This window comes from Rheinheimera aquimaris, from assembly GCF_020531985.1.
In the GTDB taxonomy this organism is placed as follows: domain Bacteria; phylum Pseudomonadota; class Gammaproteobacteria; order Enterobacterales; family Alteromonadaceae; genus Alishewanella; species Alishewanella aquimaris.
Window position 1 is genome coordinate 407,945 of sequence record NZ_JAJAVQ010000001.1, and the last position, 26,315, is coordinate 434,259.

The following is a 26,315-nucleotide window of genomic DNA, read 5'->3' on the forward strand; positions in this document are numbered from 1 at the left end:
TTGCTATAACGCAGCGCCGTAAGGCGGTGTGTTTCAGATCCAAAAACGAAAACAGCATACATTGGGCGGTGCCGGCAACAACGGCAAGCGCAGTGACAATTTGGTTTCTTCAGACATTTCCAGTCGTGAGACTGCACCTACTAGTGTTTGATTACGTCTGAACACGCAAGTGCCCTTTGGGCTGCGTTGTGGCTGCAAAATGCGAGTCACTAACGATGAAAAGAATGTTAATTAACGCCACGCAGGAAGAAGAAATCCGCGTTGCGCTGGTCGATGGCCAGAAATTATATGACCTGGATATTGAAAGCCCGGGTCATGAACAAAAGAAAGCCAACATCTACAAAGGTAAAATCACCCGGGTCGAGCCCAGCTTAGAAGCGGCCTTTGTCGATTATGGTGCCGAGCGCCACGGCTTTTTACCTCTGAAAGAAATTTCCCGCGAATACTTCCCTGCCGGTTACAGCTTTGACGGTCGTCCTAATATTAAAGAAGTCGTTAAAGAAGGTCAGGAAGTTATCATTCAGATTGATAAAGAAGAACGCGGCCAAAAAGGCGCAGCGTTAACCACCTTTATTAGTCTGGCTGGCTCTTATCTGGTATTAATGCCTAATAATCCGCGTGCAGGCGGTATTTCCCGTCGTATTGAAGGCGACGAGCGTCAGGAGCTGAAAGACTCACTGGGCCAGTTAGAGATGCCAGATGGTATGGGCTTAATTGTCCGTACGGCGGGTGTGGGTAAGTCATATGAAGAGCTGGATTACGATTTAAAAGCGCTGTTAAAGCATTGGTCTGCTATTACCGAAGAAGCACAGAAGCGCGCAGCCCCATTTTTAATCCATCAGGAAAGCAACGTCGTATTTCGTGCTATCCGCGACTATCTGCGCCGTGATGTCGGTGAGATCCTGATCGACAACCCACGCATCTTTGAAGAAGCCAAAGTCTATATTCAACAGTTCCGCCCGGACTTTGCGCACCGCGTTAAGTTATATCAGGGTGAAGTGCCACTGTTTATGCACTTCCAGATTGAAACCCAGATTGAATCAGCGTTTCGTCGTGAAGTGCGGCTGCCGTCAGGCGGTTCTATCGTTATCGACAGCACGGAAGCCCTGACCGCTATTGATATCAACTCATCAAAAGCGACCAAAGGCGGTGATATTGAAGAGACAGCCTTTAATACTAACCTGGAAGCTGCAGATGAAATTGCCCGTCAGTTACGTCTACGCGACCTGGGTGGCTTAATCGTTATCGACTTTATCGATATGACGCCGGTAAGGCATCAGCGCGAAGTAGAAAATCGTTTAAAAGATGCGGTAAAACACGATCGTGCCCGGGTGCAGATTGGCCGCATATCACGCTTTGGTCTGCTGGAAATGTCACGTCAGCGCCTGCGGCCGTCACTGGGTGAATCCGCAACGCATGTTTGCCCGCGCTGCCATGGCCGCGGCACTATCCGCAGCACCGAGTCATCAGCATTATCTATTCTGCGCTTGATCGAAGAAGAATCGATTAAAGATAACACCAGCCAGATCCATGCCCAGGTACCGGTATCTGTGGCAACGTATCTGATGAATGAAAAGCGTGACGCAGTGCGCCGCATTGAAACACGCCACGGTATCCGTGTGTATGTTATTCCAAACGAACACATGGAAACGCCTAACCACGAAGTTATCCGTATCCGTATCGACGAAGAAATTGACGATGTCAGTTACAACATGGTTAAGGCGCCGGAACTGACAGGCAACTTATATCAGCCGGTATCTGATGCAGTTAAAGAAAAGCCAGCCATTTCGGCAATAAACATTGCAGATGCCACCCCGCGCCCGGCAGCAAAAGCAGAAAAACCTGCAGAACAATCACCAGGGCTACTGTCAGCTATCGGCAATTGGTTTGGTAAGTTATTTGCTCCGACAGAAGAAAAGAGCGAAGTGAAGAAGCCGGCTAAAGCGCCAGAGCGCAGCCCACGCAATGGCAATCGCGAAAACAATCGTGATGCCGGTCGTGATAACAATCGTCGCCGCAACAAACAGCGCCGACGCAATGATGGCGAAGAGCGCAGTGCTCCTGTTGCCCAGGCAAAAGACGAGACAACGCATACCAAGCCAGAGCGTCCGCAAAAGCAACAGGAACAACGTGCACCACGTGTTCAGCAAGAGCAGAAAAAGCCAGCTGAAAAAGCACCTGTTGCCAAAGAGCACGATGAAAGCAGCGCACCCCAGCGTGTTGCTGAGCGCCGCCAGCGCCGTAATATGCGTAAGTCCGTGCGGATGGATAAACCTGTCGCTGCAGACAATACTGCTGCGGCCACGGTTAACAATGCCGCGCAGAAGCCTGCAGACGATGTTGCAGTAGTTGCACCAGCTGCTGCTAACCTTGTCGTAACGGATGCTGCAGCTGATGTTACGGTAACCGCAGCGCCGGTTGCAGCGACAGAAAACGTCGCTGTATCAGAAACGCTTGTCGTTACTGAGGCGACTGCAGAAACTGTGACAGAAACATCTGAGCAAGCTGCCGCTAATGCCGAACAGGAAGCCAGCGAGCCTCGCAGCCGTAATCGTCGCTCGCCACGTCACCTGCGCGCTGCCGGCCAGAAGCGTAAGAAAGATCAGGAGCAAAACGATACTGCAGAAGCAAGTGATATTGCTGCGGAAACTACCGATGCAGCTGATAATGTGCCAGCAGTCGCGCAAGAGCCTGCAACTGATGAACCTGCAGCTAACGCCGGCGAAAAAGCTGATGCACCCATTGTCGTAGCTGATGATAAAACTGCCGAAGTCGTTGAGCCGGCACAAACGAGCAGTGACGCTGAAGCAGCCGATGTCGATGCCGCGCCAGTACAGGCTGAAAGCGATAAGCCTAAACCACGTGCACGCCGTAAGCCTGCTGCGAAAAAGACACAAAGCAGCAACGCGGAAACTGGCACTGCGACTGCTGATACAGCTGCAGAAATAGCCGAAGTGCAGCCTTCTGTTGAGGTAGCTATCGCTCAACCTTCTGACGATACCGCTGATACAGTAAGAGCTGAACCTGCGCCAGTTGCAAAAACTGAAGCGCCAGCCCCGGCGGTTGCAGAAACGAAAGCTGCTGCAGCAAAACCAGCTGGCGGGCGCTATGCACAGATGGTTGTCGCGACAATGACTAAACCTGAAACAGCGGCAACAACAGTTGAAGACACACCTGCACCGGCTGCGATGCCAGCGGCAGAGCGCCCAACAGTTGCCAGCTCACAACGCCCTGCTGGTTCAGCATTCGCCCGTCAGGCAGTGTCTGCACCAATGACCAAACCTAAAGCAGATGAATAAGCTGCTTTAGGTTAAGTTGAAATAAAAAAGCCAGACAATAGTCTGGCTTTTTTATTGGTTTGGATTTATCAGAAATCGTATTTGGCACTGAACTGAATACGATTCAGATCGCCGTCAAGGCCAGACTCTACCTCGCGGTTGGCAAACTTGTATTCAATACCCACCATCAGCTTTTTAGATGCCTGGTACAACAAGTTAGCACTGTAACTCTGTGTTGTTTTCGTCACGCCTACACCGGTCAGCGCTGTATCATTATCTGCCATCAATGTTGAATACAGGAAAGTTGAGCGCCATTGATCATTCCACAAGTGGCGGTATGCAACAGAGAATGCAGTAACATCGATGGTCTCCAGGTTACCATTTGCATCCAGCACTGCACCGTTAACGGTATTTAAGCCGACATAGCGGCCAAGACCCTTACCGGTGTTAAACGTCACACGTAAATCATCTTTATTAGAGAAATCAACTTTGGTACTGACTGACAAGCCATACGACGTTACTTCATCGTCAAAGGTGCCATCATCAATCGCAATCTGGCGAACCAAACCAGCTACCTTCACAAAACCCCAATCAGTTTTCAGGCTATAGCTGGCTGTAAAGTCAGGCGTAGCGTTGTCGTCTGTGGTAATGCGGGCACCACCACCAAAAGGTGTCACCGTTGATTCGGGGTTCTCAACGGCAAACGCAAAATTGCCATGAGTGTAACGCACCTGCGCCTGACGGATAAAGATAGCTGCATCAGGGTTACCGACGAAGTCCAATGTGTCCGGTAATGAGGCGACATCCATAAAGTTTGACCAGGTCTGACCCAGAGTCCAGTTTTTGTACTTGATAAAGGCATGACGCATTACCGGGCTGTAACCATTAGTCGTGCGCTGGTCATTACCGTTGTTGCTGGTCATAAAGTCAAACTCGAGGTGGCCGGTAATTTTGCTGCCATCCTCAAGTTCAGTTGCCGTAGAAAAGAAGAAACGTGACTGGCGTGCATGCATGTCAAAACGCGTAGTACTATCGCCGCCGATCGGTGTTAACGAAGGCACGTAAAATTCCCGGCCAAGCGACGCCATATCGCCATCAGCATCGGTGACCATCGCATCGAGTTTTACGTAACCGCCGAAGGTAACATTAGTACCGCCGATATCAAACCCTGCAGCCTGCACACCGCCAGCAGCAAGTGCTATACAGGATGCCAGATAGGATACTGTTGTTATTTTTTTCATATGCCGTCTCTCCAACTTTGTTCTTTTAATGGTTATTTTGCGCATCAACTGTGGTTCACCGCTGCACTGACTGCAATTAGCCTTTAGTCGCAAATTGATTATTTATCAGCAGCATTACATTTGCTTTACCATTGCTAGCAGTACCAACCGACATTGGCTAGACTAAGGTCTAATTCCAATTGCCACGCGGCTTAGATAGAAAGACTGCAGTATAAAATCAAGCAGATCTCACAGGGGAAGTTATGTCACATCCATCAGTTTATCCGGTACCCGCCAGTGCAGCAAAACGCTCACTTCTGACTAACGAGCAGTATATGCAGATGTATCAGCAGTCTGTCAGCTCACCAGATACGTTCTGGGCGGAACATGGTAAACGTCTGCACTGGTTTACCGCTTTTAGCAAAGTTAAAAGCACCAGCTTCGAAAGCGGCAAAGTTGGTATCAACTGGTTTAGCGACGGCGTATTGAACGCCAGCTACAACTGTCTGGACCGCCACTTGCCGGAGCGGGCAGATCAGGTCGCTTACTACTGGGAAGGCGACTCTCCAGATGTGCAAAAAACTGTCACTTACGCTCAACTGCACCAGCAGGTCTGCCAGCTGGCCAATGGTATGAAGTCGCTGGGCATTAAAAAAGGTGACCGGGTAACAATATACTTGCCGATGATCCCGGAAGCGACTGTGGCACTGCTGGCGTGCGCCCGCATAGGTGCCGTGCACTCGGTCGTGTTTGCCGGCTTTTCACCGGACGCGCTTGGCAGCCGTATTGTAGATTGTGATTCAAAACTGGTGATTACAGCAGATCAGGCGCTGCGCGGTAGTCGCGTTACAAACCTAAAAGACAATACCGACATGGCGCTGGCACACCTTGGCGCTGATTCGCCGGTGCAGAACGTCATAGTTGTTAAGCATGTTGGCAAGAATGTCGACATGGATGCCGGTAAAGACGGCCGGGATGTCTGGTATCACGAATTGCTAGGTAAGCAAAGCAGCGACTGCCCGGCTGAGCCAATGAATGCAGAAGATCCATTATTTATTCTGTATACCTCTGGCTCTACCGGCAAACCTAAAGGTGTGTTGCATACCACCGGCGGTTATATGGTATGGGCTTCAATGACGCACCAATATGTATTTGATTACCATGACGGTGATATTTACTGGTGTGCAGCTGATATCGGCTGGGTTACCGGACATACCTACATTGTGTATGGTCCGCTGGCCAATGGCGCCAGCAGCGTGCTGTTCGAAGGTGTGCCAAATTATCCGAGTGTGAAGCGGATGGCTCAGATTGTTGACAAATATAAGGTCAACATTTTGTATACCGCACCTACGGCGATACGCGCATTAATGGCACACGGCGATGCACCGGTTGAAGGTTGCAATTTGTCATCACTACGCACGCTTGGTAGTGTCGGTGAGCCGATTAACCCCGAAGCATGGAACTGGTATCACGATAAATTCGGTAAAGGTAACTGCCCTATTGTTGATACCTGGTGGCAAACCGAGACCGGCGGTATTCTGATCACCCCATTACCGGGCTGCACTGAGCTAAAACCCGGTTCGGCTACACGCCCGTTCTTTGGTGTGCAACCGGCGATAGTGGATAACGAGGGCAAGGAGTTGCATGGCGAATGTGAAGGCAACCTTGTGATAAAAGATAGCTGGCCCGGCCAGATGCGCACAGTTTATGGCGACCACGAACGCTTTGAACAGACGTACTTCAGCACCTACCCTGGCCTGTACTTTACCGGCGATGGTGCCAAGCGCGATGCCGACGGGTACTACTGGCTGACAGGTCGGGTTGATGATGTGCTGAATATTTCGGGCCACCGCCTGGGTACTGCTGAAATTGAAAGCTGTCTGGTTGCACACGACGCAGTAGCCGAAGCGGCTGTCGTTGGCTACCCGCACGATATTAAAGGTCAGGGTATATATGTGTATGTCACGCCGCGCGTCGGCATAGAGCCCAGTGCCGAGCTAACCAAAGCGCTAAGGGATTGGGTGCGTGAAGAGATATCACCCATCGCAACACCGGATCTGATCCAATGGGCCCCGACTGGCTTGCCTAAAACCCGCTCTGGCAAAATTATGCGCAGGATCCTGCGTAAAATTGCGGCCAACGAGCACGATCAGTTAGGCGACATTTCGACGCTGGCCGATCCGTCAGTCGTAGAAACGCTGGTGAACAACCGGTTAAACCGGAAATAACCCCGGCCGTTCATGTTAACTTGACACACCTCTCCTGACAGCAGTATAAAGGCCGCACAAGCGGCCTTTATTATAATAATTACAACACTACCTCGCCGGAGATTAAGATGGCAAAACTGATCGTCGCAGACGACCACCCGTTGTTTCGCAATGCGCTGATAAATGCCATCAGTAGCACTTTTGCCACTAAAGCCACCATTGAAACAGACAGTTTCGACAGTACTTGTACAGCACTGGAAGAACACCCGGATACTGATCTGTTGTTGCTGGATCTGCATATGCCTGGTAACTGCGGTTTTCTCGGCCTTATTCAACTGCGTAAAAGCTTTCCTACACTACCAATAGTGGTTATTTCTGCCAGTGAAGAACTGGATGTGATCCGTCGGGTCATGGCATTTGGAGCCTCGGCCTATGTACCAAAATCCGCCAACCCCGCCGATATCAGTGCAGCGCTGAATTCGGTGATGGAAGGCGAATTATGGGTGCCGGCGGCGCTGAAAAAACTGGTGCTGGAACAGCATAGCTCAGAGTCAGAAGAAGATTTAGATCTGGCCGCCAAAGTAGCACAGCTCACGCATCAGCAATATAAGGTGCTGTACTATCTGACTGAAGGCTGGTTAAACAAGCAAATTGCCTATGATCTGCACATTTCCGAGGCCACGGTTAAAGCACACATAACGGCAATTTTTCGTAAACTGGGCGTTACCAACCGGACTCAGGTCGTCATCCAGGCCCAAAGGCTGACGCTGGAACCGCCAGTCAATAAAGCCATGGCGCAGCATTAGCAATAATACCTATCCGGCAGAGCGTTTGAGCATTTTTAAATGGTTCAGGCTTGCTCTTAACGCGGCAGGCTTTATTGGTTTAGCCAGAAACATCAAACCATACTGTTTGGCTTTCATTGCCAAACCTGCCTCTGGTGACGCTGAAACCAGAATGCCATTCACGCGGCCCCATTTAAGCTTTATTTTTTCATATAGCTGCAAGCCATTAAGATGTTGCCCAAGTTGGTAATCAATCAACAGTGCATCAGGCGCACTATGGTTAGAGGCATACTCCAACAGGCTTTCCTCATCGTAGAAACAAATAACATCTTCAATTTGCCATTGCTGTAGTAATACAGACAGTGCTGATAAATTCGCTGCATCATCATCAACACAAACAACTGAAAGCCCGAATACCGGCCGTTGCACTGTGCCACTGGGTAACGGTAGCTCCTGACGCTGCGGACGCGCAACCAGCGGCAGTTCAATACTGAACAAGCTGCCCCTGCCAGGCCAGGACGCAACGTTCAGCTTATGCCCAAGCAATTTTGCCATCCGGTTAACTACGCCCAAGCCAAGTCCTACGCCTTGCTGCCCTTTTGCAGTAGCGTCAATCCGGTAAAAGTCTTCAAATATACGTTGCAGATCAGGTTCTGCAATGCCTGGGCCACTATCCCAAACCTGGATCAATAGCTGGCTACCCCGTTTACGGGCACCAAGTAAGATACGTCCCTGTTTGGTATATTTTATGGCGTTGGATAACATATTCTGCAGTATGCGCCGCAAGTATGTCGGGTCAGTTTGCACCTGATAATCTGCTTCACGTACCACCAAACGCAGTCCCTTCTGCTTTGCCAGCAAACCAAATTCATCAGCTAACTGAGACAATAACTCTTTTAATGACACGGTCTGAACATCGGGCGACAGTTTGCCATCGTCAAGTTTTGCAATTTCCAGCAAGGTAGAAATAAGCTCTTCCGATGCTTTTAACGAGTTGTCCAATTGGCCAATAATATGCTGTTGCTGCTGGGTATCTTTACTGCCAGCCAGTGCGGCCGTGAAGAGCCGTGCAGCATTGAGTGGTTGCAAAATGTCATGGCTGGCAAGCGCCAGAAAACGGGTTTTTGACGCATTGGCCACTTCTGCTTCAGCTTTAGCCTGCAGCAGCTGCTGCTCAGTTTCACGGCGCCTTTTTACCTCTGATAACAGCTCATGGTTTATCTCAGAAATGGTTTGGGTGCGCTCGTGCACTCTGTCTTCTAAGTGCTGTTTGGCTTCAGCTAATCCCTGCACGGCACGGACATGGTCTGAAATATCAGTAAAACTGGTAACAAAGCCGCCGCCCGGGATCGGGTTGCCACGCATTTCAATAACCTTGCCATCAGGCCTTACCCGTTGAAATACATGAGCAGTACCATTTTGCATATGGCCGATACGTTTTTCGACATGCTCATCGGCGCTGCCAGGCCCGCATAAACCACGCTCAGCGTTGAAGCGGACAATATCAGCTATTGGCCGCCCTACCCGCACCATCGCTTCCGGGTAGTCAAACATCTCCAGGTAGGCGCGGTTCCAGGCAACCAGTTTTAACTCTCTGTCGACTACACTGACCCCCTGGCTTAAATGTTCAAGCGTAGAAAACAGAATTTTGCGCGAAAACTGAATGGCCTGAGTGGTATCGTCAAACAGTGTCACTACATCTTCGAAGCCAAGCTGACGCCCTTCCAGCACCGCATTGACCATGGCCGAAGCAGAAGAAGCGCCAATCACGCCAGCCAACTCACGCTCTACATGCTCCACCAAACCAATACTGGGTAAATCATCCAGCTGCAGACCAACTTGCTGCCGTTTACCATATTCCTGCAAACATTCGCTGGCGCGGTTAGCGCCGACAAAACGCTCTAACAGTATTTTCAAATCAGTATTACGGATACGAATACGCCGTGCTGGCGTGTCCTGATGATTGACAGGTAAATTAGGTTTAACAAAAGCAACGGCCTGCAGGCGGTCCTGCAAGCTGACCTGCGTCAGCAAAGAGCCAAAAATATAGAACAGCAGATTAAAACCTAACGAAAAAATCACGCCGTGGCTTAAGCTATCAAGTTCTGCACCAAATAACGCTGTTGGTACCAAAATCTGCCAGCCAAACAGCCCGGTTTGCATAATGTCACTGTTAATGGCGCCGGTGCTGACCAGCTGCGGTAACATCAGCGTATAAAACCACAGCACAAAACCAGTGCTCATCCCCAGATAAACGCCCCAGGCATTGCCACGGCGCCAGTACAAGCCACCAACTACCGCAGGTGCCAGTTGAATAATCAGCGCAAAAGCCAGCAAACCGGTTTCTGCCAGCTCATAATTGCGGGCAAAACCCCGGTAGTATAAGTAAGACAGCGCCATAACCAGAATGACCATGCTACGGCGCACCAGCAAAATAAGCAGGCTGTAATCATGTGGCAACCCCTGGCGTTTACTGCTTCTAAGCAAGCTTGGCATCACCACGTCATTACTTATCATTGTCGACAGTGCCAAAGTGGCAATAATAATCATGGACGTTGCGGCAGAGAAGCCACCAATAAACACCAGTACACTTAACGTATTCCAACCCGACTGGGCCGGGATAAGCAGGACAAAGCTATCGGCAGAGTTAAGCGCCTGTGGAAACAGCTGCATACCGCCAATGGCTATGGGGATCACCACTACCGTGACCAGAAACAAATACAGTGAAAACCAACGCCTTGCATGACGCAGATGATGGTGCGAGACATTCTCGACGAAAGCAACATGGAATTGGCGCGGCAGCAGAAATACAGCAACCATTGCCAATACGGTTTTGGTAATAAACTCCAGTATGCCAAAATCACTGTTCTGCTGCTGCGCCATGGCATGCTGGGCAAAACGCTGAAAAACGTCTGAGCTTTCGCCCAGCACAAACACATAAACTGCCAGGCCAAGTGTCATTAGCGCGAAGAGTTTAACTACCGACTCAAACGCAATAGCAACCATCACACCGCGGCTTTGCTCAGTAAGATGCAGCTTGCGCGTACCGAACAAAATTGCAAAGAATGCCATTGCCACGGCACTTAAAAAGGCGCTGTCTTGCCACCAGTTAGACGTTTCATCACTGAAGTCACCCCCTAACAACACTTGATAAGAACTGGATACCGCCTTTAACTGTAAAGCTATATAAGGCACTACCACCACCAAACATACTAAGGAAGCCAGCAACGCAATGTTTTTACGTTTGCCATAACGTGACGAGATAAAGTCAGCTACTGAGGTTACGTTTTGCTTTTTAGCGACATACAGCAATTTGAATAAAAATGGCTGGGCAAAGATAAACAGTAATGCCGGACCAAGATAGATAGGTATATAGTCCCACCCCTGGGTCACTGCAGTACCAACCGCACCGTAGTAGGTCCAGGATGTGCAGTAAACTGCCAGCGCCAGGCTGTAGATCAGCCCCCCATACTTTCGTATTAGTTTGTCATCGGCGTGCCTTTCACCCCAGTTGGCAATAAGAAACAAACCACCGACGTACAACAATGCCAATAAGGCAACTACCCAAGCGGCCACTGCGCTCTCCCGTTGTTATTATCTGGCTTACTTTTGGCCTAAGGCTAAGCGCAAGTCAATTATCCTGCCACCAGCTTCGACTAAAGTCGGGCTTTCACTTGTGTTAACTACTGCTAGATTAACTTTGCGAGATAAAAATAACAAAGGAAAGGAGTGTAATTATGACAGAGCACGATCGCAACGCGGCGGCTTACTGGTCAGCGAATCTTCGCCTGATCGTTGGCAGCCTCATCGTTTGGGCACTGGTATCTTATGGTGGGGGGATTTTACTGCGTCCTCTGCTATCGGGGATCAGTGTAGGCGGCACAGACCTTGGCTTCTGGTTCGCTCAACAGGGGTCCATTTTAACCTTTATCGCGTTAATCTTCTTCTATGCCTGGAGAATGAACAAACTCGATAAAGAATTTGACCTGCACGAGGAGTAAGCCCGTCATGAGTCAATTTGCAATTAATCTTATCTTCGTTGGCGGCTCGTTCGCGCTCTATATTGCTATTGCAATCTGGGCGCGCGCCGGGTCAACCAAAGAGTTTTATGTTGCCGGTGGTGGTGTAAACCCGGTAATGAACGGTATGGCTACCGCGGCTGACTGGATGTCTGCTGCGTCTTTTATTTCGATGGCGGGTTTAATTGCCGCCGGTGGTTATGCTAACTCAACCTACCTGATGGGCTGGACCGGCGGTTACGTGTTGCTTGCGATGTTACTGGCACCGTACCTGCGCAAATTTGGTAAATTTACGGTACCAGAGTTTATCGGAGACCGTTTTTACAGCAAAAATGCGCGCTTTGTTGCCGTTGCTTGTCTTATCATCGCCTCGGTTACTTATGTAATCGGCCAGATGACAGGTGCTGGTGTGGCTTTCTCCCGCTTTTTGGAAGTAGAAAGTGATACCGGGCTTATCATTGCAGGTGTTGTAGTCTTCCTGTATGCGGTAATGGGTGGTATGAAAGGTATTACCTATACTCAGGTCGCACAATACGTGGTACTGATTATTGCGTATACCATTCCTGCCGTATTTATTTCACTGCAGTTAACAGGTAACTTCCTGCCGCCACTGGGTCTGTTCTCAGACCACGTCGAATCCGGCATGCCGTTATTGCAGAAACTGGATATGATTGTCCGTGATCTGGGCTTTGTTGATTACACCGCCGATGTATCCAATAAACTGAATATGGTGCTGTTTACCCTGTCATTGATGATTGGTACTGCGGGTCTACCACACGTTATTATCCGCTTCTTTACCGTACCTAAGGTATCAGACGCGCGCTGGTCAGCCGGCTGGGCACTGGTCTTTATTGCGCTGTTGTATTTAACTGCACCTGCCGTTGCATCTATGGCACGGTTAAACCTGTTAACCACTATTTATCCAGCTGGCGAAACAGCCGATGCCATTGAGTATGCACAGCGCCCGGATTGGATTAAAAACTGGGAACAAACCGGCTTAATTATGTTTGAAGATAAAAACAATGATGGTCGGATTCAGCTGTATAACGACAAATCAGATAGCTTCAAACAAGTTGCACAAGAGCGTGGCTGGAATGGCAATGAGCTGACAGTAAACAACGATATTCTGGTACTGGCTAACCCTGAGATAGCTAATTTGCCAGGTTGGGTTATCGGTTTGATTGCAGCAGGTGGTTTAGCTGCCGCGTTATCAACAGCAGCAGGTTTATTGCTGGCGATATCTTCTGCGGTGAGCCATGACCTTATCAAAGGGTCAATTAATCCAGATATCAGTGAAAAAGGCGAACTGCTCGCTGCCCGTATATCTATGGCAGTTGCGATAGTCGTTGCCACCTGGCTGGGGATGAACCCACCCGGATTTGCTGCCCAGGTAGTAGCACTGGCGTTTGGTATCGCCGCAGCGTCAATTTTCCCGGCGCTGATGATGGGGATCTTCTCAAAACGGGTAAATAACAAAGGGGCTATTGCCGGTATGCTGGCAGGTTTATTATCTACTGTTATTTATATCTTCCTGTTCCTGGGCTGGTTCTTTATTCCAGGTACTAACACCTTTGAAAACGTGCAAGCAAACTGGCTATTTGGGATTTCTCCACTGTCATTTGGCGCCATAGGTGCAGTAATTAACTTTATTGTTGCCTTCGCGGTATCATCTGCCACTGAAGCCCCTCCTGCCCATATCCAGAATCTGGTTGAGAGTGTGCGTTATCCTAAAGGTGCTGGCGCTGCAACAGGCCACTAGTAACCTGAGATAAATTGCTTTATAAACAAAGCAATATGACAACAACAAAACGGGCTTTCCTGGTGAAAGCCCGTCCTTTTCAGGAAGACATTATGTTTTGGGAATTTGTAGCGACGGTATTTGCCGGACTGGGTGCCGCTGGCATCGCCCTGCTGTTACGTAAAGTCAGCCGGCAACGCGCGCCACGCTGGATCATCCCGGTATTTGCCGGTGCTGCGATGCTGGCATTTCAAGTGCATAGTGAATATAGCTGGTACCCGTATCAGGCTTCGCGACTACCTTCTGGTGTGGTGGTAGTGAAGACAGTAGAACAGCAGGCTGTATGGCGTCCCTGGAGTTATTTATACCCGCAAACATTAAGGTTTATTGCTGCAGATGTTGCTAATGCATCGGTTAATACACAAAACGCAGAACTAAAACTTGTCGATTTGTATTTCTTTGAACGCAGAGCCACTGCCAGACGCGTTCCTGTCGTGCTGCACTGCGGGCAGTTTGCCCGGGCTGACTTTAGCGAACAGCTACAGATCCCGCAAGCTGGTGCCAAACTAAGTGAGCAATGGCAGATGCTTAATAAAGATGACGCCCTGATCAGCGCAGTGTGTGCCAGTTAACACCTAAACCTGTTCGGCTTACCCGGAGCTAAGATGGAAGTCGCTGACGTTACTCAATTTCTGGCGCAGACTACACCGTTTGACCAGCTTAACAGCATGGAACTGGCGCAGCTGTCTGCTCATATCAAAGTATGTTACTGCCAGGCCCGGGAAAAAGTGTCAGTGCAGCCAGAACGTTTGATGATTATCCGTACCGGTATTTTTTCACTTTATAGCGATCAGCAACAGCTCCTGACCAAATTACAGTCAGGTGATTTTTATGGCTACCAACAGTTATTAACCGGCCTTACTGACAATGACACCCTGGTTTGTGATGAAGATGCTTTGCTGTATTACCTTAACGCTGAGGCTTTTCACCGCTGCCGCTACCAATATAAAAATATTGATATTTTCTTCCAACGTTTATTCAGCCGCCGCCTGCACCAGTATCAAGAACGCCAGCAAGGCCGTTTCACGTTAAAAATTAGTGATATAGTACAACAGCGTAAAGTTACCATCCGACCGGAACAAACAGTACAGGATGCCGCCCGGCAGATGTCAGATAGCCGCGTATCTTCATTGCTGGTAGAAGAGCAAGACAAACTGGTCGGCATTGTCACTGATAGAGATTTACGCCACCGGGTCCTTGCTCATGCCTTGACGGCCAGCACTCAAGTCGGCCAGATCATGACGCGCCAACCTCACGTAATTGATCGCCATGCCTTTTTATACGAAGCCGTACAGCAAATGAGCCAGTACAACATCCATCACTTGCCGGTAATGGAGCAAGGCGTCTGTTACGGCATGTTGAGTGCTACCGATATTATGCGGAGCCAGCAGGATCATCCGGTGTATCTGATTGGCGAAATACACCGCCAAGCGTCAATTGACGGCCTGGAGCGCTGCAGTCAGCAACTGCCGGCTTTAGCCATCACCTTGCATAAACAACAGGTACCTGCACATGAAGCCGGCCATGTCATTACCACTATTACCGATGCCCTTACGCAGCGTCTTATCTATCTGGCGCAGCAGCAACTGGGCGAAGCCCCATGTGTATTCAGCTGGCTGGCATTTGGCTCTCAGGCCCGAATGGACCAGAGCTTAAACGCTGATCAGGACAATGCTTTGCTGCTGGAGAAAGAGCCAAGCGGCGCAGTGGCAGATTACTTCTGTGCATTGGCAGATTTTGTCTGCCAGGGTTTAGCCCGCTGCGGTATCCCGCTGTGTCCGGGCAATATTATGGCAACCAACCCTGAGTTACGGCTGAGTTTGAAAGGTTGGTCCGGCCGTTTTGCACGCTGGATTGCGACCCCCACACCGGAAGCATTGCTCAAAGCCAGTATATTTTTTGATCTCAGAGTCATTGATGGCAGCAAAGGGCTTTTCAATGCCCTGCAACAGGATATCTTGCAACGTACATCAGAAGCGCCACTATTCTTGTATCATCTGGCACAGGCTGCACTGCAACGCACGGCCCCACTGGGGTTATTCAAGAATTTTATTCTGGAGCAGGACGGTAAACATAAGAAAGGTCTTGATTTGAAGAAACGTGGCATCAGTTTACTGACCGATCTTGCCAGAGTATATGCACTATCTGCAGGTATTAATGATGTTAATACCCGCAGGCGTTTACAACAGCTGGCAACACAAGGTGTCATTGACAGCAAAGACAGTCAGAATATTATCGATGCATTTGATCTGTTAGCCCAGTTGCGTTGGGAAAAACATTTGCAGGATCTGCAGCAAGGTCATGATGTGACGAACCTGCTCGACCCTATGGATGTCTCCGGCCTGGCACGGCACCAGTTAAAAGATGGCTTTGCCGTTATCAATGAAGCGCAAAGCCGTCTCAAACATCGTTTTTGCCGGGATATGTAATGATTTTCAATTGGTTATTGCGTAAACGTACGACATTAAGCGAAATTGTTACCCGGTTTAGCAGAACAGCTTTCCCCGCCTCTTCTACTCCGGTTCAACAGACAGACTTTTTAGCGCTGGATTTAGAGCTTACCGGCCTTAACCCACGCAAAGACCATATAGTCAGTATTGGTTGGGTACCGGTAAAAGCAGAAGAAATTGTGCTATCTGAGGCCCGGCACTACCTGATCTGCAGCCCCGTCAGTGTCGGACAAAGCGCGGTTTACCACGGTTTGCATGATCATCAACTGGCAAACGGTAAAGAGCTATCTCAGGTACTGACGGAGTTACTGACCGACTATGCCGGATTTGTATTTGTCGCCCATCACAGTCAGTTAGACGAGCAATTTCTTCGTATCGCTTGCGAACGTTGTTTCGGGAAAGCACCGCGTTTTAAGTTCATCGATACCATGAAAATGGAATGGCAGCGGTTGTTGCGCCAAGGAAAAGTAGTAAAACATGATGCGCTGAAATTACCCAGCTGCCTTAAACGGCATAATTTACCGGAAATGACAAATCATCATGCATTAGAAGATGCTTACAGCTGTGCATTATTGCTGTTAAGCCAATTGAAACTTGGCGGCAACAAAATGACGTTAAGTGATTTGTATTTGCTATCACGCTAAGTCATGCCTCACCCAAGTAACAACTTAATACTCACAGGCGCCATACCGCTGTAAAGTCGCCGACGCCAGCTGCCCCAATTCAGACTGCAGTGATTCAGATAAAGAGAGCGTTGGCAAATATGGTAACTCGTCGGCGTTTTCACCACTGATAATCTGGTAAAACAGCAATGCTGTCAGTAATGTTCCTGCAAGGGACGCATGGTTGCCATCGGAATACAAAGCTACTTGTGGCAAAGTCACTCGAGCATTGTCCCAGGCGGGCCCTAGCGGCGCGACACAAGCTGGCTCTTGCTCTGCAATACCAAGATGCAGTGCATATACCCGGCTTCCTTCGTCTGCATTCCCCTGTCTTGGATGTTCAGGAAACAAAATCGGTGTCGCATGGTAGGTTTTACTAAGAGCAGCCCAGTATTCAGTTGCCTCTGTCGGGTAAGAATACTGCCCTGAGGTTGAGTACTTCTGCCCTTGCAGAATAATGTAATTCCAATTTACAGACTGTATTGTGTTAACAGTCGTACTATCACTCAAACGCTCGTCAAGATAACTGCCGCCGGGCGCCACCTGCACCCTCATCGCTTTATTGCTACCTGTCTGCAGTAACATTTTCAACATCCCGGACAAGTTGTTTGCTCTGACATGACTGTTACCAACTAGCAGCACATTGTAACTGTCAGCATACCGGTTATCCGGGATCGCTAACTGAGGCTCTGCGGTTGGCAAAGAAACCACAGGTGCAGTGATGATATCCGTTTGTTTATCCGACGAATTACCGCCGCCGCAAGCCGTCATGGTAAAACATATAAACCCAAAGGTTACGCGTTTAAGATAGATGAACATAGCCAATATCTGCTAGATCCGCTCAAGCTGTTTGCTATTAATTGCAACCACCTTGCCGGCTTTGAGCGTAAGAGACACCAGGTATTCACCACCAATATCGGCTTGCAGACGATAAGACCAGGTTTCTATTGTTTCACCTTTGACCGGCTCACCAGTATCAACACCTAACGTATCTACATCTTTTGAAACAGGCTCTCCCGCCAGAGCAATGACATCAATACGTTTCATGCCACAGCGTAGTAACTTACCATCATCCAGCCGGAAACCACATGTCGTAGCCTGAATTGAAAATGTCAAAGCTGCCACTGTCATCAAAAACCATTTCATCGTAATACTTCCTGTACCTAAAGAGCACTGAGTATAATGATATGGCACTCAATAAAACAACATACACAAACTATATTTTCAATTAATTTACATTACAAGGGCGGCGTCATCTTGCCAGAGATTTCTGCATATACATTGCATTCTGGCCGCTATAACTGGCCAGTGCCTTTGCCGCTTCAGGGGAGCTGAGGTTAACGACAACAAAACCGTGCTTTTGCCAATAAGGTACCGAACCCTGCACGGCTACCAATGCCAGCCGGCTAAACCCCAACGCCACTGCATGTTGCTCAGCATAACCTAATAAACGGGAAGCCAAGCCAAGGCTTCTGGCATTCTGGCCTACGGCCATATCATGCAAATACAGCAGTTCAGCTTCTGTGTAACGCGGGAACTCGCTACCAAGCGCAGCAACCTGCTTATCGCGTGACGGGTAACTGAACAGGTATGCCAGTACCTCTTTGCTGTGATTTTCTGCCAACCAACAACTGTCAGGCTGTGACGCTAACCGTCTTTGAATAAGGCTTGCATCTTCAAACAACTCATCGTCGTAGCAGCTATCCTGAATTGCTACCACAGCGCTGAGATCCTTCTTGTTGATCAAACGAATATTTATCGACATCACTTACACTTACTTTATTTACGCTATCAAACAGCTAGCCAGATACAGGCTTAATAATCCGGCAAGGGTTGCCACCCGCCACAACACCTGCGGGTATATCTTTCGTCACCACGCTACCTGCAGCAATAACACTACCTTTGCCTATAGTGATACCTGGTAACAGTACAGCGCCACCACCTATCCAAACATCATCTGCTATTGTGATTGGCTTTGCCTGCTCAACTAAGCTATTACGCGCTTTAGCCTCTAGCGGGTGATTCACAGTGTAAATTTGCACTGCTGGCCCAAAGAACACATTGTTGCCGATGAATACCGGCGCAACATCCAATACCACGCAGTTAAAGTTAAAAAACACCTTGCTACCTGTTTTTATGTTGTAGCCATAATCGCAGTAAAATGGCGGCTCAACATAGAAATGCTTACCGGTGTTGGGTAACCATTGCTGCAACAGCGCCCTGCGCTGTGCTTCGTCATCTGGCAGGCTTTGGTTAAACTGGTGCTGCAACCTGCGCGCCGCCAGACGCTCAGCGCTGAGCTCTTGATCCAGCGGGTTATACCACTGGCCGGAGAGCATTTTTTCTTTTTCTGTTGGCATTGTAATATCTTCTGTTAGCCTGATAGCGGTATCAAAACAATATGATATCAAGAAACTTAATGCTTCGACTCTTTCTCTAACATAAGTTCCGGCTTAAAATCAGGCCAATACTGCCGCATAACATCCGCTACATCAGAAAAAGGCAGCTCCTCTGCCTTTAGTACCCGGCCATATTTACGGGCACTGGTATCAAGCTTGTTACCTTGTAAATCGGTTGAACCGTATTCCCGCCACCCCTGAGTTGTACCAGCCTGGACGGGGTTGGGTAACGGCTCATGATTAAGTGGCCCAGCCCAGCCCTGCGCGGCAATATGATTGTCAAACTGGTTATTAATCATCAATACATTGTCAATGTAGACGGGCCGGCCGGCACTTCGGGCAATAAAGGTACTGCCGGGCCGGATCCGGTTGCCCGTAGGCCCCGGGTAGCTGGTAAAACGGTTATTGATAAATATAAAGCCTGGCGCATCCTCACTAACAGTACGAGCCTGCAGGATGTAGCTGCCTTCGGCATACTCTGACTTTGGATCTTTTACTGAGTTACCCAACGAGCGGATCTCGTTCTGCTCAAACAGGCTAAGATAATTTTGTCCCCAGATAAAATCCACGTTTCCGGCAATCAGACTGCGGTAAAAGTAAGATGTGCCTTTTAGCATCAGCGTATCCTGTTCGCTGGTAAAGTGGCTATTAACCACCAGCAGTTTACCTGTACTGTTAAAATACAGGCTTTCGGCCTGGTTGCGCACGCCTTCCCGCCGTTGGTGCAAATTGGTAATGCTCAGCTTTTTCAGCACCAGCAGACCAACATCTTCAACCATAAAAAGGCTACGCCCACCACCGCTATGTCCGGCAAGTTTGCCATAGCCCAGCCCTAAACCACTGTTTAACGACTCATAATTGGTAAACGTGATTTGCGACTCATCTGCACCTTCGCCTTCGATGTTAAGCTGCTCGACACCATACAGATATAACGGCTCCTGATACACACCGGCAGCAATTTTTACACTCTGCACTTTGGTGCCAACCTGATCCATGACAAAATTCAGTGCGCCTTGAATGCTAAGGAAGTCACCACTGCCATCTTTTGCCACCCATATCTCTGGTTTTGCTTCAGGAAGCGGCTTTATCCGAAAGCGCCACCCTGCATCGTGGCCGATACCATTAAAGGTTTTTGTATCACGGGTAAACTGCAGCAAGCCGGCTGATACCTGAACCTGATAGGTTTTACCGGCTTCGAGCTTACCGCTGTGCGGTTTTATTAGCAGGGTTTTACCATCCTGCCAAATCATCGGACGACGGATAGAACGGTATTTATTGGCGCTGCTACTGCCAAACGCATCCATCTCTATACCGGCTTTGATTTCATCGACCAGTGTCTTTGTACCACCTGCTTGCAGCTGGTACAGCCGAACAGCACCATGTTCACTAAGGCTGAAATCCTGCGCGAGTGTAAGCCGAAGCAGCGTATCGGCACTTACGCTGCTCTCAGGAGTCGGCCACAGTGCAGCAATCTGGGAGCTGTCGGTTTTAGCAGGAAATGCCAACGCGGGCAGCACCTGTATATTGAGCTGCTTAAAGCGATGCGGCTGATGTTTGCTTTGTAATAACACTGCACCCTGCCCAGGCTGCAGATACTGCAGGGTAAATTGCTGCACACCTTGTTGCAGAGTAAATAACTCAGGTGTCAGATTAATTACTTCAATATCTGCAGCATCGCCAGCATCTACCTGCCAGGGAATAACGCTGCTCTCTTCGTACTGGTAGCCGGTCAACAGCTGATTCTCCAGCTGGTGCAGGTTGATATTCAGCTCAGCCGGTTTAGCGTGCCCCACCGCCAGGTAGTCCAATTCAAATGAACGGTTATAACTCCACACCCCTGCCGGTATTAACACAGTGCCGGCCGGAATAACAGCAGATGCAACTTCCTGCCCGTTCAGATAAAGTGATAATGCATCGCCGCGGCGCTGTATCCGCAGCAAATACCATTGACCATCGATATCGTCCTGCGCGCCCAGCACTAAAGGCATCGCGAGATCTGAAAGCACCTGAACTTGGCTTGCCTGCGTTTGCGAACCAGGCAAAATGGCCAGCTCAAGCTTTGATGTGAATACACTGCTGCCCACCTTAAAGCCAGCAGCAAAGTAGCGTTCTGACTGCTGATCTTTTAACGTCAGATACAGCGTTTCACGATCGGTTGTGCTGTTGGCGTATGGCCGTATAAGGGCTTCATAATAAAAATCATCCGTACTGAAGCCGTTTAACTGCTTGGAGTCTATCGTGAACAGATGACCACCGGTGCGCGCCGCTTTATAACCTAGTGTCTGGCGCTCAGGGTTCAATACTAAACGGCCATTGGCCATGCCCGGCGCAGCATTCTTTGCAGCCAGAAAATTCAGGCCCTGTGCATTGTGTTCAAATGACTGGCAAAACATCGCTTTGGGGTTGTCCGCACACTGATAGCGGGGAAAATAATGCGCTAATGCTGACGTTGCTGCAGAGGCAGGCAGCTGCGCGCCAAGTGCGCCTAATATAAGCCAGCTCAACGCGGCGCGGCCAATGATGTGTTGTAAAAAAGACTGTTGAAATACCATGAGTTCCCCAGTGTATAGCAATATTTAAAAAGCGTTGCAGGCGAAAATAAAGAGAACCACCCAGGTGTTTTTGTTATCGTTAGCGGTGTCAACAGCATCTGTTTTACAGCATATAACCCGCCATATGCTACCGGTGGCATATGGTTATAAACGATATCAATCCTATAATCAACGCTAAGTTAGGATTGCCTGGGATCTGTTGTAAATAAGTACAATAGTATCAAACGTCCCTGGCTGCTTAACTTGCGCACAGTGAACAAAGTGAAAATTACTCGCAACTAACGTAAGTGAGTCAAAACCAATAAAAAAGGCGCCTCAGCGCCTTTTCTCAATGCAACCAATATTACTTGGCGCGGCTACGGTACTCGTCGGTACGGGTATCGATTTCGATCTTGTCGCCTTCTTCAACGAAAGCTGGAACCATCAGCTCAAAACCAGTTTCGATTTTCGCTGGTTTCATCACTTTACCTGAGGTATCGCCTCGGGCAGCCGGTTCAGTATACGTTACCGTGCGAACAACGATAGTCGGCAGGTCAACAGAGATTGGACGCTCGCCGTAGAACACTACTGAACATTCCATACCGTCTACTAAGTACTTTAACGCACCTTCCATAGACTCAGCTTCGATTTCATACTGGTTATACTCCTGATCCATAAAGACATACATTGGATCAGCAAAGTAAGAATAAGTTACTTCTTTAGTTTCCAGCATTACCTGTTCGAACTTGTCGTCAGCGCGGTACACGGTTTCCATGCCCTGGCCGTTCAGCAGGTTTTTCATTTTCATTTTTACAACGGCCGCGTTACGGCCAGATTTGTTAAATTCTGCCTTCAGGATAACCATTGCGTCGTTGCCAACCATAATCACCTGGCCAGCACGCACTTCTTGAGCTGTCTTCATCATGACTGAAATATCTTCTCGTTTAGGAAAAATTGCGTCGCATTATAAATTTTTTTTCAACAAAGTGCACGAGGTTGCTGGCAAGATCTCCGTTTGCCGTCAACGCTACGCGCCAAAGGCGGTTATATTCGGCGATTTGCACCAGATTTGCACTAAATTTCTGCCAGCTTTTATCTAACAGACCATCGGTATTCCATTGTAACCAAAACTGCTGAACCGCTTCACACGTATCGACTGGCATCTGTGCGCAGTATCGCAACATAAAAGCGTTGAGCTTTTCCAGATGGGCTTGCTGCTGTTGGCGATAGATCTGCCATATAAAAGGTTTACCGGCCCAGTGAGCCCGGATAATGGAGTCTTCGCCACGAACAAAATTTATGTCACAAGCCCAGAGCAACTTGTCGTAATCGTCCTGTGGCATAAACGGTAGTATTTTTATCGTCAATGCATCAATGACCAGCTCGCGGCTGATGCTAAGCTGCGGGTAAAGCCCGCTTAGCTGGGTTGCTAATGCCCCCTCCGGCACCAGACACAATATAGTCTGCCCAGATTGCCGCCAGCAATTAACTAAGGTACTGAGTTGTGGGTGGTCATAGGCAAAAAGTGAAATTTTCTGCGCATAATAGCTGGGATCTTTGATATCAAGCTGCTGCCAGAACTGCTGTTGAGCAACAGTATCAGCAGAGAAACTTTGTGCATGCTGCTGCAGTGCAGTTTCTTGCAACAAACCGCCGGTTGCAGCGGTAAATCCCGGAAAAAAAAAGTATTTATCAAGCGGTAAGTGTGGTTGTGGCGATGGCAGACCATGACATCCCTCCACCCAGTCTTCAGCTGACAGATATTCCAGGTTCAACCATAAAGGTTTCACATCATGCTTTGCCATTTGCTGTTGGTACGGCATAGGAATACTGCAGGCCAGTGCTTCAATAACAACATCAGCAACGCTATATTCTGCCCAGCTCGTACGTGCTGACCAAAGCATAATGTTAACCCCTGCGACTGTTTGTTGCATTTCATCGACGTTGATCTGCGGGCAAATGCGCTGAAAGCTGGCTAAATCATCCACCCACAAACGCACATTTACGCCGTGCTCGCTGGCTAGCTGCCGGCTTAAACGCCAGCAAATACCAATATCACCAAAGTTATCGATAACAGCACAGAAAATATCCCAGCGGGATGACGATACAGACATAAAAGCGAGGTTCAGCCGAAAAATAAGGCGGCTATTATACCTTTTAACGCACGAAGGCCAAGATAGGCTGTCGCCAGTAGCATCAGCGTCACCAAAAGCGCCAGTAGGTAGTAAATTCCATACTGCAACCTCAGCTTCAATTTTTCGGCAAAGCCTGTTGCCACCTCTACACTTGGCAACTGCCGGCTAAACAGCGTAGCCCATAACCACAGTAGCAGGCAGGTAACGGCCAGCAACACAACACTTAGCTGCCACTGCTCTGCTACTGCCACTGGTGCAGCAAATAGCATCCAGCCGAAACTAAGTGTGGCGGCGACAAATATGATTAAAATAAGTGTTCTGAGCGGATAAAGCCGGTAAGCCCAGCGCTGATAAAACCTCAGCATTAGCCTTGCTCCAGAGCAGTCAACGCTGGCGGGTACAACGCCAGAATACCGCTGTTACCGTGCATGTCACCTATCAACCAGATTTGCTCAAACGGATGCTGTGCCGGCATATGCAGTTGCTGATAGTGGCTTAAAATATCGCGCCTGGTCCACAATGGGTTTGCATTGCGGATCACCAGCCAGACACGGTCTGTGTTATAGGTTTTCTCAGCTTTATTGCTGATAAGACGGTTTAGCGCTGTCAACAAACGGTGCTGCGGCGGTGTACGCAGTAATGACAGTAGTTCCTTATGAGTATTGTCCGTGAGCGCGCGGCCGAGAATATGCATTGCCTCTACTTCACTGCCATACAAATGTGCAATTTCGAGATCCAGCTTCTGCTCATCGTAGTAACATGACACATCAGGCCTGGCTGGCTCGTTGTGCCAGATATGCCGCATACTGATCCCGAAACGCTTTTCATACAACCGCATAAATAAACGGGCTGCTTCATGTTCCAGCGCTATTTTTTCTTCACTTGCGTTCATTATCACTGGCAAGCTGTTGTTTCAGCTGCTCATAGCCACCTTTGTTGGTAAGATTAGTGTACCCCTGCTGCTGTAATATCTCTAACGCCAAACCCGCCCGCCGGCCGCTTTTGCAGTAAAGCGCTATAGGCGCACTTTTATCCAGTTGCAGCTCGTTAATTGCCGCAGCAATTTCTGTATGCGGGATATTTATCGCGCCAGGCAAATGTCCGCTGGCAAATTCTTCCTGACTGCGTACATCCAGCCAGACGGTGTCTGAAGTTATTTCCTGTGCATTGCTATAGCAACACAACAACAATAACACACTAACAAAAAAGGCTTTCATTACTACCTCCGCTACTGACTGTCACCGCCCGCCATAAAATAAAACTGCCATACTTCCATCAGCACAGGCACTATCGACAGCACCAGTATAATGGCCATGGTGATATTAAAAATACGCTGAAACAGCGGCTGGGTCAGGATCTTACGCAGCGCCGAGCCGCATACCAGCCACAAACCGACACAGGGAAATGCCACCAGCAGAAAAGCAGCGCTAATCACACTGACTTCAATCCAGTAGATACCACCTACGCTGGTAAATGCTGCCACCGCACCGCTGGCCATTACCCAGGCTTTGCCATTTACCCACTGAAATAAAGCGGCTTGTATAAAGCTGAACGGTTTGCTTTTACCTTGAGCTATCGACTTGGGTTCAGCGACAGCAATATGCCACGCCAACCAGATAAGATAGGTAATCCCCAACACTTTGATAAGTTGATGTAAATTCGGGTAACGTTCAAATACGACGCCAAAGCCAAGTCCAACCAACAACACCATTAACGGAAAACCGAGGCAGATCCCTGCCAAATGAGGCAGGCTGGCACGAATACCGTAATTCATGCCGGAAGACATAATCATAACGTTGTTAGGACCGGGCGTAATCGTGGTCGAAAATGCAAAAAACAGTACAGCTAAAAACAAATCCATATAAGTCCCACTGCAAAGTATCCGTTGTCTACTGCTGATGATACCAAAGCTGTGGCTCATTAACAGGCGTTTCTGCGGGTAACAATGGGTTATGAAGGCGAATCATATTGCGCTCTTTTAGCCTAAGTTCACTCAGATGAGCAGAAAAAAACTGCTGGAACAGTTGCTCAAAACTACCATCTGCGATCGTTTTTCTCAGGCCAGTTTCCAGATCTTTAGCCAATTTCTTATTCGCAGGGTTAACAAAAAAGTAGCTTGCGGTTGGGTAATAAATCACCCAGTTACTCTCAATGACTATGTTTCGCGCAGCAAAAACCAGCGCTTCTTCGGCAATTTCCAGGGCATTGCGTGGTACGGCATCTACCCGCCCTTTTTCCAGCATCGAAAACAAGTTGTCGTAGTGCGTCGCCCCTATGACCGAGAAGCCATTCAGCGTCAGTATTTTGCTGTCTATCCAGTCATGCCCCTGGGCATACAGCAGTTTTTTAATCTGAGCCGCACTGACATTGCGAGCAAATTTAGTTTGCTGATCTTGTTTTATCAACATCACGCGATAGCCACTCAGGCCCTTAAAGATTGGGATCCGGATCGGCAGCAAATCCAGCTCCCGCTCTACTGACGTCATGGTCCACAATATATCCAATTCAGATTGCTCTTTCAGAAACATCATACTGCGGGATTTAGACATACGCTCAGCCGAGCTTTGCAACTGATATTCACGCCCGGAATGAGCCAACGCCAGCTCCAGCAGAGCTAACGGATAGACCGAACGATAATCCTCTACATCAGCCACCGCAGGATAACGAACTATTTCAGCGTGGCACACTATACCAAACAGACAAAAAAACAGCCAAAGCAAGGGTTTCACTTTGCATCACCCTATATCTATGCCATGTTATAACCAGCAGTATCAGCCCGTATCGCTGAAAATGGTTGTGTAAATAGTGATATTTACTTTATAAAAGAAGTA

22 protein-coding genes are annotated in these 26,315 nt (G+C 48.8%); 8 read left to right on the plus strand and 14 right to left on the minus strand.

Features of this window, described 5'->3' with window-relative positions:
* The first annotated feature begins 215 nt into the window (after nucleotides 1-215).
* Nucleotides 216-3,299: a ribonuclease E gene (rne, locus tag LHL18_RS01870; RefSeq protein ID WP_226765536.1), complete on the plus strand. Its 3,084-nt coding sequence runs from the start codon at nucleotides 216-218 to the stop codon at nucleotides 3,297-3,299.
* A gap of 68 nt (nucleotides 3,300-3,367) precedes the next feature.
* On the opposite strand, the gene LHL18_RS01875 is transcribed toward rne, so the two are convergent.
* The gene (locus tag LHL18_RS01875; RefSeq protein ID WP_226765537.1) at nucleotides 3,368-4,519 is read right to left on the minus strand and encodes a DcaP family trimeric outer membrane transporter; all 1,152 of its coding nucleotides are present in this window, start codon (nucleotides 4,517-4,519) and stop codon (nucleotides 3,368-3,370) included.
* 242 nt (nucleotides 4,520-4,761) lie between these two features.
* Here LHL18_RS01875 and acs point away from each other — a divergent pair, with 242 nt between their 5' ends.
* Together acs and LHL18_RS01885 are read left to right on the plus strand one after the other, a co-directional pair.
* Nucleotides 4,762-6,726 carry an acetate--CoA ligase gene (acs, locus tag LHL18_RS01880; protein ID WP_134054546.1) on the plus strand — a complete coding sequence of 655 codons (1,965 nt, stop codon included), beginning with the start codon at nucleotides 4,762-4,764 and terminating at the stop codon, nucleotides 6,724-6,726.
* A 107-nt stretch (nucleotides 6,727-6,833) separates the two neighbouring features.
* Complete coding sequence (locus LHL18_RS01885; RefSeq protein WP_134054544.1) at nucleotides 6,834-7,511, plus strand: LuxR C-terminal-related transcriptional regulator; 678 nt, start codon at nucleotides 6,834-6,836, stop codon at nucleotides 7,509-7,511.
* A 9-nt stretch (nucleotides 7,512-7,520) separates the two neighbouring features.
* On the opposite strand, the gene LHL18_RS01890 is transcribed toward LHL18_RS01885, so the two are convergent.
* Entirely contained in the window at nucleotides 7,521-11,066 is a 3,546-nt protein-coding gene (locus tag LHL18_RS01890; RefSeq protein ID WP_226765538.1) for a PAS domain-containing hybrid sensor histidine kinase/response regulator, read from the minus strand.
* 161 nt (nucleotides 11,067-11,227) lie between these two features.
* Between LHL18_RS01890 and LHL18_RS01895 the strand changes: the two genes are divergently transcribed.
* The 5 genes from LHL18_RS01895 to LHL18_RS01915 are packed head-to-tail and all read left to right on the plus strand — an operon-like array spanning nucleotide 11,228 to nucleotide 16,401.
* Nucleotides 11,228-11,491 (plus strand): DUF4212 domain-containing protein, encoded by a 264-nt coding sequence (locus LHL18_RS01895; RefSeq protein ID WP_134054540.1) that lies wholly within the window; start codon nucleotides 11,228-11,230, stop codon nucleotides 11,489-11,491.
* A gap of 7 nt (nucleotides 11,492-11,498) precedes the next feature.
* Nucleotides 11,499-13,268 (plus strand): sodium:solute symporter family protein, encoded by a 1,770-nt coding sequence (locus tag LHL18_RS01900; RefSeq protein ID WP_226765539.1) that lies wholly within the window; start codon nucleotides 11,499-11,501, stop codon nucleotides 13,266-13,268.
* Between the two features lie 35 nt (nucleotides 13,269-13,303).
* Nucleotides 13,304-13,879 (plus strand): hypothetical protein, encoded by a 576-nt coding sequence (locus LHL18_RS01905; RefSeq protein ID WP_226765540.1) that lies wholly within the window; start codon nucleotides 13,304-13,306, stop codon nucleotides 13,877-13,879.
* A 33-nt stretch (nucleotides 13,880-13,912) separates the two neighbouring features.
* On the plus strand, nucleotides 13,913-15,736 hold the full coding sequence (locus LHL18_RS01910) for a DUF294 nucleotidyltransferase-like domain-containing protein (protein ID WP_226765541.1): 1,824 nt from the start codon (nucleotides 13,913-13,915) through the stop codon (nucleotides 15,734-15,736).
* Nucleotides 15,736-16,401, plus strand: a complete 666-nt coding sequence (locus tag LHL18_RS01915) for an exonuclease domain-containing protein (protein WP_226765542.1) — start codon at nucleotides 15,736-15,738, stop codon at nucleotides 16,399-16,401. The genes LHL18_RS01910 and LHL18_RS01915 overlap by 1 nt, the downstream gene beginning before the upstream one ends.
* 24 nt (nucleotides 16,402-16,425) lie before the next feature.
* On the opposite strand, the gene LHL18_RS01920 is transcribed toward LHL18_RS01915, so the two are convergent.
* From LHL18_RS01920 to LHL18_RS01975, 12 genes are all read right to left on the minus strand, one after another.
* Entirely contained in the window at nucleotides 16,426-17,238 is an 813-nt protein-coding gene (locus tag LHL18_RS01920; RefSeq protein WP_226765543.1) for a hypothetical protein, read from the minus strand.
* Between the two features lie 12 nt (nucleotides 17,239-17,250).
* A complete protein-coding gene (locus LHL18_RS01925; RefSeq protein WP_226765544.1) occupies nucleotides 17,251-17,565 on the minus strand; it encodes a DUF2845 domain-containing protein in 315 nt (104 codons plus the stop codon).
* 106 nt (nucleotides 17,566-17,671) lie between these two features.
* Entirely contained in the window at nucleotides 17,672-18,184 is a 513-nt protein-coding gene (locus tag LHL18_RS01930; protein WP_226765545.1) for a GNAT family N-acetyltransferase, read from the minus strand.
* A gap of 34 nt (nucleotides 18,185-18,218) precedes the next feature.
* Nucleotides 18,219-18,779 carry a sugar O-acetyltransferase gene (locus LHL18_RS01935; RefSeq protein ID WP_226765546.1) on the minus strand — a complete coding sequence of 187 codons (561 nt, stop codon included), beginning with the start codon at nucleotides 18,777-18,779 and terminating at the stop codon, nucleotides 18,219-18,221.
* Nucleotides 18,780-18,835: 56 nt separating this feature from the next.
* The gene (locus tag LHL18_RS01940; protein WP_226765547.1) at nucleotides 18,836-21,370 is read right to left on the minus strand and encodes a pectinesterase family protein; all 2,535 of its coding nucleotides are present in this window, start codon (nucleotides 21,368-21,370) and stop codon (nucleotides 18,836-18,838) included.
* A gap of 343 nt (nucleotides 21,371-21,713) precedes the next feature.
* Nucleotides 21,714-22,274: an elongation factor P gene (efp, locus tag LHL18_RS01945; RefSeq protein ID WP_425542609.1), complete on the minus strand. Its 561-nt coding sequence runs from the start codon at nucleotides 22,272-22,274 to the stop codon at nucleotides 21,714-21,716.
* Nucleotides 22,275-22,293: 19 nt separating this feature from the next.
* Nucleotides 22,294-23,463 (minus strand): elongation factor P maturation arginine rhamnosyltransferase EarP, encoded by a 1,170-nt coding sequence (earP, locus tag LHL18_RS01950; protein WP_226765548.1) that lies wholly within the window; start codon nucleotides 23,461-23,463, stop codon nucleotides 22,294-22,296.
* A gap of 11 nt (nucleotides 23,464-23,474) precedes the next feature.
* Nucleotides 23,475-23,849, minus strand: a complete 375-nt coding sequence (locus LHL18_RS01955) for a hypothetical protein (RefSeq protein ID WP_226765549.1) — start codon at nucleotides 23,847-23,849, stop codon at nucleotides 23,475-23,477.
* Nucleotides 23,849-24,376, minus strand: a complete 528-nt coding sequence (locus LHL18_RS01960) for a hypothetical protein (protein WP_134054518.1) — start codon at nucleotides 24,374-24,376, stop codon at nucleotides 23,849-23,851. The genes LHL18_RS01955 and LHL18_RS01960 overlap by 1 nt, the downstream gene beginning before the upstream one ends.
* Nucleotides 24,363-24,701, minus strand: coding sequence for a rhodanese-like domain-containing protein (locus LHL18_RS01965; RefSeq protein WP_134054516.1), 339 nt, complete (start codon nucleotides 24,699-24,701; stop codon nucleotides 24,363-24,365). The genes LHL18_RS01960 and LHL18_RS01965 overlap by 14 nt, the downstream gene beginning before the upstream one ends.
* 11 nt (nucleotides 24,702-24,712) lie before the next feature.
* Entirely contained in the window at nucleotides 24,713-25,345 is a 633-nt protein-coding gene (locus LHL18_RS01970; RefSeq protein ID WP_226765550.1) for a LysE family translocator, read from the minus strand.
* A gap of 28 nt (nucleotides 25,346-25,373) precedes the next feature.
* On the minus strand, nucleotides 25,374-26,213 hold the full coding sequence (locus LHL18_RS01975) for a transporter substrate-binding domain-containing protein (protein ID WP_226765551.1): 840 nt from the start codon (nucleotides 26,211-26,213) through the stop codon (nucleotides 25,374-25,376).
* Between the last annotated feature and the right edge of the window lie 102 nt (nucleotides 26,214-26,315).

Excerpts from the sequence above, each read along its gene's own strand:
- efp (WP_425542609.1), bottom strand. The coding sequence starts at position 22,274 with ATGATGAAGACAGCTCAAGAAGTGCGTGCTGGCCAGGTGATTATGGTT.
- LHL18_RS01930 (WP_226765545.1), bottom strand. The coding sequence starts at position 18,184 with ATGTCGATAAATATTCGTTTGATCAACAAGAAGGATCTCAGCGCTGTG.
- rne (WP_226765536.1), top strand. The coding sequence starts at position 216 with ATGAAAAGAATGTTAATTAACGCCACGCAGGAAGAAGAAATCCGCGTT.
- LHL18_RS01910 (WP_226765541.1), top strand. The coding sequence starts at position 13,913 with ATGGAAGTCGCTGACGTTACTCAATTTCTGGCGCAGACTACACCGTTT.
- LHL18_RS01965 (WP_134054516.1), bottom strand. The coding sequence starts at position 24,701 with ATGAAAGCCTTTTTTGTTAGTGTGTTATTGTTGTTGTGTTGCTATAGC.
- LHL18_RS01885 (WP_134054544.1), top strand. The coding sequence starts at position 6,834 with ATGGCAAAACTGATCGTCGCAGACGACCACCCGTTGTTTCGCAATGCG.
- LHL18_RS01935 (WP_226765546.1), bottom strand. The coding sequence starts at position 18,779 with ATGCCAACAGAAAAAGAAAAAATGCTCTCCGGCCAGTGGTATAACCCG.
- LHL18_RS01970 (WP_226765550.1), bottom strand. The coding sequence starts at position 25,345 with ATGGATTTGTTTTTAGCTGTACTGTTTTTTGCATTTTCGACCACGATT.
- LHL18_RS01900 (WP_226765539.1), top strand. The coding sequence starts at position 11,499 with ATGAGTCAATTTGCAATTAATCTTATCTTCGTTGGCGGCTCGTTCGCG.
- LHL18_RS01940 (WP_226765547.1), bottom strand. The coding sequence starts at position 21,370 with ATGGTATTTCAACAGTCTTTTTTACAACACATCATTGGCCGCGCCGCG.
- LHL18_RS01895 (WP_134054540.1), top strand. The coding sequence starts at position 11,228 with ATGACAGAGCACGATCGCAACGCGGCGGCTTACTGGTCAGCGAATCTT.
- acs (WP_134054546.1), top strand. The coding sequence starts at position 4,762 with ATGTCACATCCATCAGTTTATCCGGTACCCGCCAGTGCAGCAAAACGC.
- LHL18_RS01875 (WP_226765537.1), bottom strand. The coding sequence starts at position 4,519 with ATGAAAAAAATAACAACAGTATCCTATCTGGCATCCTGTATAGCACTT.
- earP (WP_226765548.1), bottom strand. The coding sequence starts at position 23,463 with ATGTCTGTATCGTCATCCCGCTGGGATATTTTCTGTGCTGTTATCGAT.
- LHL18_RS01905 (WP_226765540.1), top strand. The coding sequence starts at position 13,304 with ATGACAACAACAAAACGGGCTTTCCTGGTGAAAGCCCGTCCTTTTCAG.
- LHL18_RS01915 (WP_226765542.1), top strand. The coding sequence starts at position 15,736 with ATGATTTTCAATTGGTTATTGCGTAAACGTACGACATTAAGCGAAATT.
- LHL18_RS01920 (WP_226765543.1), bottom strand. The coding sequence starts at position 17,238 with ATGTTCATCTATCTTAAACGCGTAACCTTTGGGTTTATATGTTTTACC.
- LHL18_RS01925 (WP_226765544.1), bottom strand. The coding sequence starts at position 17,565 with ATGAAATGGTTTTTGATGACAGTGGCAGCTTTGACATTTTCAATTCAG.
- LHL18_RS01955 (WP_226765549.1), bottom strand. The coding sequence starts at position 23,849 with ATGCTGAGGTTTTATCAGCGCTGGGCTTACCGGCTTTATCCGCTCAGA.
- LHL18_RS01960 (WP_134054518.1), bottom strand. The coding sequence starts at position 24,376 with ATGAACGCAAGTGAAGAAAAAATAGCGCTGGAACATGAAGCAGCCCGT.